Raw genomic sequence first — 11,443 nt, 5'->3', positions numbered from 1 at the left:
TGTTTCCCTAGCGGGTGCCGAAGATCTTGTCACCCGCATCGCCGAGGCCCGGCACGATATAGCCGTTCTCGTCGAGGTGATCGTCCACCGCCGCGGTATAGATCTCGATGTCGGGATAGGCGTCCTGCACCCGCTTGATGCCTTCTGGAGCCGCCACCAGCACGATGACCTTCATTTGCTGGCAGCCGCGGTCACGCAGCATGTCCAGGGTGGCCACCATGGTGCCGCCGGTCGCCAGCATGGGGTCGATGACGATGGCCATGCGCTCGTCGAGGTCATTGGCAAACTTGGCGAAGTACGGTACCGGCTCCAGCGTCTCTTCATCGCGATAGAGCCCCACCACGCTGATCCGGGCGCTGGGGATCAGGTCGGTCACGCCATCCAGCATGCCCAGCCCGGCGCGCAGAATCGGCACGATGGTGACCTTCTTGCCCTTCAGCAGCTTCACCGGAATCGGCTTGCCGCTCCAGCCGTCGATGTCCTGCTCTTCCAGCTCGAGATCCTGGGTCGCCTCATAGGTCAGCAGCTTGGCCAGCTCGCCGGCCAGCTCGCGAAAGCTCTTGGTGCTGATGCCGGCTTCGCGCATCAGACCCAGCTTGTGCTGGACCAGCGGATGTTGAATGGCATGGACGCTCATGACGGACCTCTTGGCGTGGGTGGAAGTGGCGACCTGCGTCGCATGGACGAGTCGCGCGCATTTTACTCTCATCCTGCCGAGAGTTTAAGGCAGAGCCGGTCAGCCGGCTTCAGGGCTCTGCAGGTAGCTGCCAATCGATCGGTTCACGGCCGTTCGCTTGCAGGAAGGCATTGGCGCGGGAAAAGTGCCGATTACCGAAGAATCCCCGGTGCGCCGAGAGCGGAGACGGGTGCGGCGACTCCAGCACCAGATGCCGCGAGGTGTCGACCAGCACCTTCTTCTGGCGGGCGTGACTGCCCCACAGCAGGAACACCGAGGGTTCGGCGTGGGCATTGACCGTCTCGATGGCGCGATCGGTGAAGTGCTCCCAGCCCCTGCCCCGATGTGAGCCGGCATTGCCCTGCTCCACCGTCAGCGAGGTATTGAGCAGCAGCACACCCTGTCGCGCCCAGTGCTCGAGGTTACCGTGATCTACCGGCTGGAAGCCGACATCGGCGACCAGCTCCTTGTAGATGTTGACCAGCGAGGGCGGCGCCGGGACCCCTGGGCGAACCGAGAAGCACAAGCCATGCGCCTGATTGGGTCCGTGGTAGGGGTCCTGCCCCAGGATCACCACCTTGACCCGCTCCAGCGGCGTCAGCTCGAAGGCGCGGAACCAGTTCGAGGAGTGCGGGTAGATCACCTTCCTGGCGGCCTTCTCCGCCGCCAGGAAGTCACGCAGCGTGTGCATGTAGGGAGCCTGGAACTCGTCTCCCAGCCAGCGCTCCCAACTCTCGGGTAATGGACAGCTCATGTTCTCGACTCTATGTCGCCTAACGCTTGACTTGGTCGACCAGCGGCTCGACGTAGGCCACCCCCATGTCCCACGGGAACTGAATCCAGCAGTCCTGGGCCACTTCGGTCAGATACTGATCCACCAGCGGGCGCCCTTCGGGCTTGGCGTAAACGGTGACGAAGTGCGCCTTGGGCAGCATTTCGCGTACCTTGCGCGCCGTCTTGCCGGTATCGACCAGGTCGTCGACCAGCAGCCAGCCGTCGCCGTCGTGGTCGACGCCCTTCATCACGTCCAGGCCACCCTGATCCATGTGCTCGTAGCTGCTGATGCAGACGGTATCGATCAGCCGCACGTTGAGCTCGCGGGCAATCAGCGCCGCCGGAATCAGCCCGCCGCGGGTGATCGCCACGATGCCCTTGAAATCGCGCTCGACCAGACGATGGCACAGTTCGCGCACGTCACGATGCAGTTGATCCCAGGAAACGGTGAAGTGCTGGTGATAGCGGGCATGGCTCATGACGTCACTCATCCTCATTGAAGGAACAGACCGCAAAGACGCCGAAGCCTGCCTCACGGATCCTTGCCGACCCGCCGATCTCGGGCAGGTCGATGATGGTGGCGGTTTCCACCACCTGGCCGCCCGAACGGGTGATGAGCTTGGCGGCAGCAAGCATGGTGCCGCCGGTGGCGATCAGATCGTCCATGATCAGGATCCGATCCCCCTGACGGAAAGCATCGGAGTGCAGCTCCACCTCGGCCTGACCGTACTCCAGCGTATAGGTCTCGCTGATGGTGCGGAACGGCAGTTTACCCTTCTTGCGTACCGGCACGAAGCTGCAGCCGAGCTCGTAAGCGACGGGCGCCCCGATGATGAAGCCGCGCGCGTCGATGGCCGCGATGGCATCGAGCTCCATGTCCTGATAGCGATGCACGAAGCTGTCGATCAGCTTGCGAAAGGCAGAGCTGTTCTGCAGCAGCGGAGTGATATCGCGGAAGTTGACCCCCTGCTGCGGCCAGTCGGGGACGGTTCGGATCACGGACTTGATGTAGTCGCCGTAAATGCTCATCGCGGGTCTCGGTGAGGAAATGTCAGTCTAGGGTCAGTCTAGGAACAGGAACTTCAATACGAACAGGATCGCCAGCACGACCACCGCCGGATTGAGGTCGCGGAAGCGTCCGGAAAGGGTCTTGATAGCAGCGTAGCTGATGAAGCCAAGCGCGATGCCTTCGGCAATGGAGAAGGTCAGCGGCATGGCCAGTGCGGCGATCAACACCGGCGCGGCGTCGGTCGGGTCGTCCCAATTGGCATGGGCAAGACTGCCAGCCATCAGCACCGCCACATAGAGCAGCGCGCCGGCGGTGGCGTAGGCTGGAATGGAACCCGCCAGCGGCGCGAAGAACAGGCTGATCAGGAACAGACCGGCCACGACGACCGCGGTCAGGCCGGTGCGCCCACCTGCGGCGATACCGGCGGTGGACTCGATATAGCTGGTCGTGGTCGAGGTACCCAGCACCGCACCGGCCATGGAGGCGCTACTGTCGGAGATCATGGCACGGTTCAGGCGCGGCAGCTTGCCGTCCTTGTCGAGCAGACCACCCTTGTGCGCCACCCCCACCAGGGTGCCGGAGGTGTCGAACAGATCGACGAACAGGAAAGCGAAGATGACGCTGAGCATGGCCACGTCGAGTGCACCCATGAGGTCCATGGCCATGAAGGTCGGTGCAATGGAGGGCGGCATCGACATCAGGCCACCGTACTGGTTGTGGCCCAGAATCATGGCCAGCACCGTCACTCCGAGAATGCCGATCATCACGGCCCCGGTGATTTTCAGATAGGCCATGGCGGTGATGGCGAAGAAACCCAGCAGCGCGTAGATGGCAGCCGGCTGGGAAAGATCGCCGAGCGCCACATAGGTGGCCGGATTGGACACCACGATGCCGGCATTTTTAAGCGCGATCATGGCCAGGAACAGGCCGATACCGGCGGCAATGCCGAGGCGCAGGGAGAGCGGAATGGAGTGGATGATCCACTCGCGCACCTTGAAGATGCTGAGCAGCAGGAAACAGAAGCCGGAGAGGAACACGGCCCCCAGCGCCGCTTCCCAGCTGTAGCCCATGCCCAGCACGACACCATAGGTGAAGAAGGCGTTGAGCCCCATGCCCGGCGCCTGAGCGATGGGATAGTTGGCCCACAGCCCCATGACCAGACAGCCGACGGCGGCCGCCAAACAGGTGGCGACGAACACCGCGCCATAGTCCATGCCGGTTTCGGAAAGAATGCTGGGGTTGACGAAGATGATGTAGGCCATGGTCAGGAAGGTGGTGATCCCGGCAATGACCTCTGTCTTCACGCTGGTGTTGTGTTCCGTCAGCTTGAAGTGTCTTTCGAGGATGTTCTTCATTTTTGGCATTCCTGCGCACGAGTGCTGGTTAGCGACCAGGGGGCGAGAAAAGCCGCACATGGTACCCAAAGCCCCCTTTAGATGCGAGGCCGAGATTGCTTACCTTGTGCGGCACGATTCGCTCTGTATAAGCAAACTCTGCGCCATTCGCCAGCACGGCTACCAACGCAATCTTGACGAAACGGTCATTTGAATGGTGTTCTCACACGCCGCGTGCGGCCAATACCCTTTCCACGGTTTCCACGATGGCCTGGGTCTGGGGGTCGATCTCGATGTTGACCCTATCGCCAGGCACGCGGTCCACCAGAATGGTGCGCTCCAGGGTCTCGGGTATCAGGTCGACGCAGAAGCGCGGCCCATGAGCAGCCGTGGCGGGCCTCGTGGCGCCGATCGTCAGGCTGATGCCATCGACGCCGATGTAGCCCTTGTCGAACAGGAAGCGGCCCAGCGCATGGGGCACCTCGAACCACAGCCGCCGGTTGTTCGGCGCCTGATCCAGCTCGACCAGCTCGGCCATGGCCATGACATGACCGGACATGGCGTGGCCGCCGATCTCGTCGCCGAAGCGTGCCGCCCGCTCGATATTGACGCGGTCGCCCTCGCCCAGTGCACCAAGGTTGGTCACCCGCAGCGTCTCGCGCATCAGGTCGAAGCTGACCCGGTCGCCGTCGATGGCCGTCACCGTAAGGCAGACGCCGTTGTGGGCCACCGAAGCGCCGAGCTCCAGCCCCTCGCGCAGAGATTGCGGCAAGCTCACGACATGAGTGCGGAATGCCTCGGCTTCCTTGATGGCGACGATCTCGGCCGTGCCTTGAACGATGCCTGTGAACATGACGTCTCCTGCGCGCCTCCCGGTCGAGGGAGAGAAGTGGATGGGGCTCGCAGTGTAAGAATTCACGCCACAGACGTCCATCCGTCAACAGACACTTCCCCAAAGGCGTGTCATCCAGCAGAGCATTCCAATAGGAATCCACGTCTGAAGAGCACTTTTTAGTGTTTTTCACCACATGTTCGCCTGACGAACCGAAGCATCTTTCGCTCCCGTTGACATGTTACGTCTTTGGTCTTACTATGCCGCCTCACATTTCAGGCGCCGATTTGTACCCGGCTTGCGGGCGCCCACGATGCAGACGGCTTTCGTCTGCCGCGTGAAGTGCAGCTAAAAGGGTGTGTCCAGCGTTGATGGCCACCCGCCAGGGTGGCCTTTTTTTTCGTTACGGCTATCCATTCTGGCTCTCGCTGCGCCCGCCCCACCGGGACGGCCTCTCAGGAAGCCAGATGATCACGCTAAGCAACGTTTCCAAGACCTATCATCTCACCGGCCCCAGAGGCCGGCTGCCGTTCGCTGCCCGCCGACGCGACACCTCGGCCCGCACCATCGAGGCGCTGAAGAACGTCGACCTTCACGTTCCGGCGGGCAGCATCCATGGTGTCATCGGCCTCTCCGGCGCCGGCAAGTCGACCCTGATTCGCTGCGTCAACCTGCTCGAGCGCCCTTCCAGCGGCAGCGTCGTCGTCGACGGCCAGGAGATGACCACCCTCTCCAACAGCCAGCTCAACCAGGCGCGCCATCGCATCGGCATGATCTTTCAGCACTTCAACCTGCTGACGACGCGCAACGTCTTTGCCAACGTCGCCCTGCCTCTGGAGCTGATGGGCATGAAGCGCGCGGCCATCCGCGAGCGCGTGCTGCCGCTGCTCGAGCTCACCGGCCTGACCGACAAGGCACGCCAGTATCCGGCCCAGCTCTCCGGCGGCCAGAAGCAGCGCGTGGCCATCGCCCGGGCGCTGGCCAGCGAGCCCCGCGTACTGCTGTGCGACGAGGCGACCTCGGCACTGGACCCGCAGACCACGGGCTCGATCCTGACCCTGCTGCGCGACATCAACCAGAAGCTGGGTCTGACCATCCTGCTGATTACCCACGAGATGGAAGTGGTCAAGTCGATCTGCCATCGGGTCAGCCTGATCTCCGACGGCGAGCTGGTGGAAGAGGCCGAGGTCGGCGACTTCTTCACCGCCCCGCGCACCCGTCTGGGCCGCGAGTTCCTCAACGACTTCCTCCAACTGGAGCCGCCCAAGGCGCTGATCGAACGCCTCGAAGACGCCCCCGGCGAGCATACCCACCCGGTGGTGCGCCTGGCGTTCTCCGGCGATACGGTTTCCACGCCGCTGATCTCGCGCCTGGCGCGCGAATGCGGGGTCGACGTCAGCATCCTTCAGGCCAAGGTAGAGTCGATTCAGGAGCGCACGCTGGGGCTGATGATCGCCGAGCTGCTCGGCCCTCCCGAGCAGACCCGCCGCGCCATCGACTATCTCGAAGACCACGACCTGCATGTGGAGGTGCTCGGCCATGTCCAGCGCGATGATTGATCTGATCCTGCAGGCGACCCTGGATACGCTCTACATGGTCGCAGTGTCGGGCACCATCTCAGCGCTGCTCGGCGTGCCGCTGGGCGTGCTGCTGTACGTCACCCGCCCGCGCCAGATCCTGGCCCGCCCGGTGCTCAACCAGGTGCTGGGCATGGTGACCAACATCGGTCGCTCGATCCCCTTCATCATCCTGATGGTGGCGATCATCCCCTTTACCCGAATGATCGTGGGCACCTCTATCGGCACCAATGCCGCCATCGTGCCGCTGACCATCGCCGCCATTCCCTTCGTCGCCCGACTGGTGGAAGGTGCACTGAACGAGATCCCACCCGGTCTGGTGGAAGCCGCCCAGTCGATGGGCGCCACGCCGCATCAGGTGATCACCAAGGTGCTGCTGCCGGAGGCTCGCGGCGGCATCATCACCGGGCTGACGATCACCGTCGTCACCCTGGTGAGCTACTCGGCCATGGCCGGCGCCGTGGGTGGCGGCGGCCTGGGCGACCTGGGCATTCGTTATGGCTACAACCGCTTCAACCCCACTGTCATGCTGATCACCGTGGCCATTCTGGTGGTCATGGTGCAGGGCTTCCAGAGCCTCGGGGATTATCTGGTACGCAAATCGGATCGCAAGTGACGCCACACCCAAGGAGAACGACCCCATGCAAGTGACCCTGACCCGCCTGTTCGGCGCCGCCACCCTGGCCAGCGCCATCCTGGTTGCCGGCTGCGGCAACGACGACGGCGCGACCGAAACGCGCTCGATCAAGGTAGGCACCATGTCCGGCCCCGAGTCGGAGGTGATGGAAGTGGCCGTCCAGATCGCCCGCGAGCGCTACGACCTCGAAGTCGAGATCATCGAGTTCACCGACTACGTCTCGCCCAACGCCGCACTGGCCGACGGCAGCCTGGATGCCAACGCCTTCCAGCACGAGCCCTACCTGCGCAGCATGATCGAAGACCGTGGCTACGACCTGGCCGTTGCCGGCTACACCTTCGTCTATCCGATCGGCGCCTACTCCGAGCGCCACGACAGCATCGAAGAGCTGCCAGAGCGCGCCATCATCGCCCTGCCCAATGACCCCACCAACGGCGGCCGCGCGATGATCCTGATGCACAACGCCGGCCTGATCGAACTGGACGACCCCGAGAACCTCGAGGCCACCCCGATCAACGTGGTCGAGAACCCGCTCGGTCTGCGCTTCCGCGAGATCGAGGCCGCTCAGCTGCCGCGCGTGCTGACCGACGTTGACCTCGCTTTCATCAACAACACCTTCGCTCAGCCCGCCGGGCTGCGCCTGGACGATGCGCTGATTCAGGAAGGCGCCGAGTCTCCCTACGTCAACCTGATCGCGGTACGTGCCGGCGACGAGGAGCGTGAAGAGATCCAGCAGCTGGTCTCTGCCTACCAGAGCGAAGAGGTGGCCGCCAAGGCACAGGAACTGTTCGATGGTGGCGCCGTGCCCGGCTGGCAGTGATGCCGCGCTGCGCTTCTGACGAGTGACAACGGGCCGACGCCATGCGTCGGCCCGTTCGTTTGGCAGGTGCCGGACTCAGCCGATCTTGCGCTCGACCTTGCCGATCCGGTCCTCGAGACTCTGATCCTTATCGGTAGCCGTGGCGATACGAATCGCGCTGTCCACCCGTGGCGCACCGCGCTCGTGCAGCACGTCGTGACAGCGCTGGATCACCTTCATCACCTCTTCCCAGGAACCTTCGATATTGGTCCCGTGGGCATGCAGGCGATACTTGAGCCCAGCCTCCTCTATCACCTCTTCGCAGGCGGCGATATGAGACGACAGCGAAGCTCCCGCCCCGATCGGGGTCACGTTGACATCGGCAACCACATGCATACTCAATCCTCCTGATTGACCTACGGCTTTCCCTCACCCGAAAGCTAGTGTCGCTCAGCCCATTGTTCAAACCTCTAATCTGTGAGCCGATAGAACAGGAGCACCCATGGCACCAGACATGTCCTATTCGCTGCTGACCCGTCAGCTCGAGGCCCTGCTCGACAGCCGCGACTGGCTGACCAACAGCGCCCAGACCTGCGCTTTCATCATGCAGCAGGTGCCGGACCTCAACTGGGTCGGTTTCTACCTGCAGCGCCAGCCCGAGCTGCTCACCCTCGGCCCCTTCCAGGGCAAACCGGCCTGCAACCCCATCCCCTTCAGCAAGGGCGTGTGTGGCGCCGCCGCCAGGAGCCGCCAGACCCAGCGCATCGACGACGTGCACACCATCGCCGACCACATCGCCTGCGATGCGGCGTCGAACGCGGAACTGGTGGTGCCGATTCTGTGCGGCGAAACGCTGTGGGGCGTGCTGGATCTCGACAGCCCGCTGCGCGGGCGTTTCAGCGCCGCCGATCAGGCGGGCCTGGAAGCCCTGGTCGAGGTATTCGTCAGATGCAGCGAGCTGCCCGACTTCTCACTCGCCTGGTAAGCAAAAGCCGTCGGCCCGGGAAAAAAGCCGCAGGTGCCGGAAAGCGAAACGCCCCCTGACAGATGCCAGGGGGCGTTTCGGAATGCTGGTAGGACCAAGCGGATTTGAACCGCTGACCTCCACGATGTCAACGTGGCGCTCTAACCAACTGAGCTATGGTCCTGAAACTATGTGAAACCGTATCGAAAAAGCCGATAGAGAAAGCTGGTAGGACCAGGCGGATTTGAACCGCCGACCTCCACGATGTCAACGTGGCGCTCTAACCAACTGAGCTATGGTCCTGTGTTCGGCTTTCTCGCTTTTCCGCGTTAACCGCCATTCAAGCTGCGGCAACGGATGCATATCTTACCGATATCGCTGGATTTTGCAAGCCTCACACTAGCTTTTTACCCGCTCCACCGCTTCGAGCCAGCCTTGATAGAGTCGCTCCCGTTCGGTTTCCGGCATGCTGGGCATGAAGCTGCGCTCGCAGCGCCACAGCTCGGCGATCTCCTCCAGATCGCGGTACCAACCGAAGCGCAAACCGGCCATGTAGGCGGCCCCCAGCGCAGTCGTCTCGAGCACCGTCGGCCGGTCGACCTGGACCCCCAGCATGTCGGCGAGGAACTGTACCAGCCAGGAGTTGGCCACCATGCCGCCGTCGACGCGCAGGGTTCCCGGCGGCACGCCCATGTCGTCGCTCATGCAGGCTTGCAGGTCGCGGGTCTGATAGCAGACCGCCTGCAGGCCGGCAGCCACGATTTCGGCAATTCCGGTGTCGCGAGTCAGGCCGAAGATCGCCCCTCTCGCCTTGGGGTCCCAGTGGGGCGCTCCCAACCCGGTGAAGGCCGGCACCAGATAGACGCTGTGACCGGCACGGGTCTGCTGGGCCAACGCTTCCGTCTCAGCGGCATCCTTGAACAGTTTCAAGCCGTCGCGCAGCCACTGCACCGCAGCGCCAGCGACAAAGATGCTGCCCTCCATGGCATAGGTGGTCTTGCCGTCCAGGCGATAGGCCACAGTAGAGAGCAGGCGGTTGCGCGATCTGGCCGGCCTGTCGCCGGTGTTGACGATCATGAAGCAACCGGTGCCGTAGGTGCTCTTGCCCATGCCGGGCTCGAAGCATGCCTGCCCGACCAGCGCCGCCTGCTGGTCGCCCACCACCCCACCGATGGGAAGCTCCGCTCCCAGCCAGCGCGCATCGGTGGTGCCGAAATCTGCGCTGCTGTCGCGCACTTCGGGAAGTAAGCCATGGGGAATCCTGAACAGCTCGAGCAGCTCGTCGTCCCACTGCTGGGCATGGATATCGAACAGCATGGTGCGCGAGGCGTTGGTGGCATCCGTGGCGTGGACCCGCCCTCCGGTAAGACGCCACAGCAGAAAGGTGTCCACCGTGCCGAAGGCCAGCTCGCCCCGCTCGGCACGCTCACGCGCCCCTTCCACGTTATCCAGCAGCCAGGCCAGCTTGGTTGCCGAGAAGTAGGGATCGATCAGCAGTCCCGTGTGCGATTGCACCAGCTCGGCATGTCCTTTTTTCTGCAGCTCGCGGCAGAAATCGGCGGTGCGTCGGTCCTGCCACACGATGGCATTGTAGAGCGGCTTGCCGGTCGCACGATCCCACAGCAGAGTTGTTTCACGCTGGTTGGTGATACCGACGCCGGCGATCTCGTCCAGCGCAACGCCCGAACCCTCGACCGCCTCCCGGCAGGTCGCAAGCACCGTGTCCCAGATGTCTTCAGGGTCGTGCTCGACCCAGCCATCGTGGGGAAAGTGCTGCGGAAACTCGCGCTGCGCAACTCGGATCACATGGCCGCCACGGTCGAAGAGGATGGCGCGCGAACTGGTGGTGCCCTGATCGATGGCAAGCAGATAGTCGGCCATGAGTCATCCTGTCACTGTATGTTCGTTTATGATCACCAAGAGTACCCGAGTATGTTCGCAATGCTTTACGACTTTCGTATAAGCATCCCTCGAATACCTGCGCAAGCGTACCGAATCGCTTACACTCGCGTGATCGATAGGGAGCCGTCATGAACCAGCAACAGCGACAAGATGCCATCGTTGAACTGGTACGCCGCCAGGGCTACGCCAGTATCGAACAGCTGACCGAGCATTTTTCGGTCACGCCACAGACCATACGCCGCGATCTCAACGCTCTGGCGGAAGAGGGCATGATCCGACGCGTGCACGGCGGCGCCGGGCTCGAATCGAGCACCGTCAACACCGCCTACAGCACGCGCAAGAACCTCAACCTCGAGGCCAAGCGACGCATCGCCGCTCTGGTGGCAAGCCACATTCCCGATCACGCCTCGCTGTTCATCAATATCGGCACCAGCAACGAGGTGGTCGCCGAGGCGCTACTCGATCACCAGGGGCTCGAGGTGATCACCAACAACCTCAATGTGGCGGCAATTCTGCAGCACAAGGAAGATTTCAACGTCATCATCGCCGGCGGCCAGGTACGCTCACGCGACGGTGGCATCATCGGCGAGGCCACCATCGATTTCATCAATCAGTTCAAGGTGGACTTCGGCATCATCGGTATCAGCGGTATCGATGAGGATGGCTCCCTGCTCGAGTTCGATTATCAGGAAGCTCGCGTGGCCCAGGCCATCATCCGCAATTCCCGTCAGGTCTACCTGACCGCGGACCATTCGAAGTTCCACCGCAACCCCGTCGTGCGGCAGGGCAACATCGCCCAGTTGGATGCGCTGTTCACCGACCGCCAGCCCCCCGAGCGCATCGTTCACCTGATGCAGGTCAATGACGTCGCCCTGCATATCGCCTGAGTTGCTCTTTCGATCTCTCCCTTTCGACCTGCCTTACAACTTGCCCCGCGCC

13 protein-coding genes and 2 tRNA genes are annotated in these 11,443 nt (G+C 62.9%); 5 read left to right on the top strand and 10 right to left on the bottom strand.

Annotation, left to right across the window (positions count from 1 at the left end; all coding sequences use genetic code 11):
- Positions 1 to 7: 7 nt before the first annotated feature.
- The 6 genes from upp to B8115_RS13345 form a co-directional block, all read right to left on the bottom strand.
- Positions 8 to 637 carry a uracil phosphoribosyltransferase gene (gene upp / locus B8115_RS13370; RefSeq protein WP_010628316.1) on the bottom strand — a complete coding sequence of 210 codons (630 nt, stop codon included), beginning with the start codon at positions 635 to 637 and terminating at the stop codon, positions 8 to 10.
- Between the two features lie 109 nt (positions 638 to 746).
- On the bottom strand, positions 747 to 1,430 hold the full coding sequence (gene ung, locus B8115_RS13365; protein WP_010628315.1) for a uracil-DNA glycosylase: 684 nt from the start codon (positions 1,428 to 1,430) through the stop codon (positions 747 to 749).
- A gap of 19 nt (positions 1,431 to 1,449) precedes the next feature.
- Complete coding sequence (gpt, locus tag B8115_RS13360) at positions 1,450 to 1,929, bottom strand: xanthine phosphoribosyltransferase (RefSeq protein WP_010628314.1); 480 nt, start codon at positions 1,927 to 1,929, stop codon at positions 1,450 to 1,452.
- 4 nt (positions 1,930 to 1,933) lie between these two features.
- Complete coding sequence (locus B8115_RS13355) at positions 1,934 to 2,479, bottom strand: adenine phosphoribosyltransferase (RefSeq protein ID WP_010628313.1); 546 nt, start codon at positions 2,477 to 2,479, stop codon at positions 1,934 to 1,936.
- A gap of 33 nt (positions 2,480 to 2,512) precedes the next feature.
- Positions 2,513 to 3,814 (bottom strand): NCS2 family permease, encoded by a 1,302-nt coding sequence (locus B8115_RS13350; RefSeq protein WP_010628312.1) that lies wholly within the window; start codon positions 3,812 to 3,814, stop codon positions 2,513 to 2,515.
- Positions 3,815 to 4,016: 202 nt separating this feature from the next.
- The gene (locus tag B8115_RS13345) at positions 4,017 to 4,646 is read right to left on the bottom strand and encodes a riboflavin synthase (protein WP_010628311.1); all 630 of its coding nucleotides are present in this window, start codon (positions 4,644 to 4,646) and stop codon (positions 4,017 to 4,019) included.
- A 446-nt stretch (positions 4,647 to 5,092) separates the two neighbouring features.
- On the opposite strand from B8115_RS13345, the gene B8115_RS13340 reads away from it, so the two are divergent.
- From B8115_RS13340 to B8115_RS13330, 3 genes are read left to right on the top strand one after another with little or no spacing between them, the layout of a single operon-like run.
- Entirely contained in the window at positions 5,093 to 6,184 is a 1,092-nt protein-coding gene (locus tag B8115_RS13340) for a methionine ABC transporter ATP-binding protein (protein WP_026038112.1), read from the top strand.
- A complete protein-coding gene (locus tag B8115_RS13335) occupies positions 6,165 to 6,818 on the top strand; it encodes a methionine ABC transporter permease (RefSeq protein WP_010628309.1) in 654 nt (217 codons plus the stop codon). Before B8115_RS13340 ends, B8115_RS13335 begins: the two co-directional genes overlap by 20 nt.
- Positions 6,819 to 6,843: 25 nt before the next feature.
- Positions 6,844 to 7,659, top strand: coding sequence for a MetQ/NlpA family ABC transporter substrate-binding protein (locus B8115_RS13330; RefSeq protein WP_010628308.1), 816 nt, complete (start codon positions 6,844 to 6,846; stop codon positions 7,657 to 7,659).
- Between the two features lie 75 nt (positions 7,660 to 7,734).
- Here the strand turns inward: B8115_RS13330 and B8115_RS13325 are convergent, their stop codons facing one another.
- A complete protein-coding gene (locus B8115_RS13325) occupies positions 7,735 to 8,034 on the bottom strand; it encodes an MTH1187 family thiamine-binding protein (protein WP_010628307.1) in 300 nt (99 codons plus the stop codon).
- Between the two features lie 106 nt (positions 8,035 to 8,140).
- Between B8115_RS13325 and B8115_RS13320 the strand changes: the two genes are divergently transcribed.
- On the top strand, positions 8,141 to 8,623 hold the full coding sequence (locus B8115_RS13320) for a GAF domain-containing protein (RefSeq protein ID WP_035591075.1): 483 nt from the start codon (positions 8,141 to 8,143) through the stop codon (positions 8,621 to 8,623).
- 86 nt (positions 8,624 to 8,709) lie between these two features.
- Here the strand turns inward: B8115_RS13320 and B8115_RS13315 are convergent.
- The 3 genes from B8115_RS13315 to glpK form a co-directional block, all read right to left on the bottom strand.
- Positions 8,710 to 8,786: transfer RNA gene (locus B8115_RS13315), tRNA-Val, on the bottom strand.
- A 42-nt stretch (positions 8,787 to 8,828) separates the two neighbouring features.
- Positions 8,829 to 8,905 (bottom strand) — tRNA-Val (locus B8115_RS13310).
- Between the two features lie 96 nt (positions 8,906 to 9,001).
- Entirely contained in the window at positions 9,002 to 10,483 is a 1,482-nt protein-coding gene (gene glpK, locus B8115_RS13305) for a glycerol kinase GlpK (protein ID WP_010628305.1), read from the bottom strand.
- A gap of 149 nt (positions 10,484 to 10,632) precedes the next feature.
- Here glpK and B8115_RS13300 point away from each other — a divergent pair, with 149 nt between their 5' ends.
- On the top strand, positions 10,633 to 11,391 hold the full coding sequence (locus B8115_RS13300; protein WP_010628304.1) for a DeoR/GlpR family transcriptional regulator: 759 nt from the start codon (positions 10,633 to 10,635) through the stop codon (positions 11,389 to 11,391).
- Positions 11,392 to 11,443: the final 52 nt, after the last annotated feature.

It is taken from the genome of Halomonas sp. KM-1 (assembly GCF_000246875.1).
In the GTDB taxonomy this organism is placed as follows: Bacteria; Pseudomonadota; Gammaproteobacteria; order Pseudomonadales; family Halomonadaceae; genus Halomonas; species Halomonas aerodenitrificans.
This window is presented reverse-complemented; position numbering and strand designations above follow the sequence as displayed.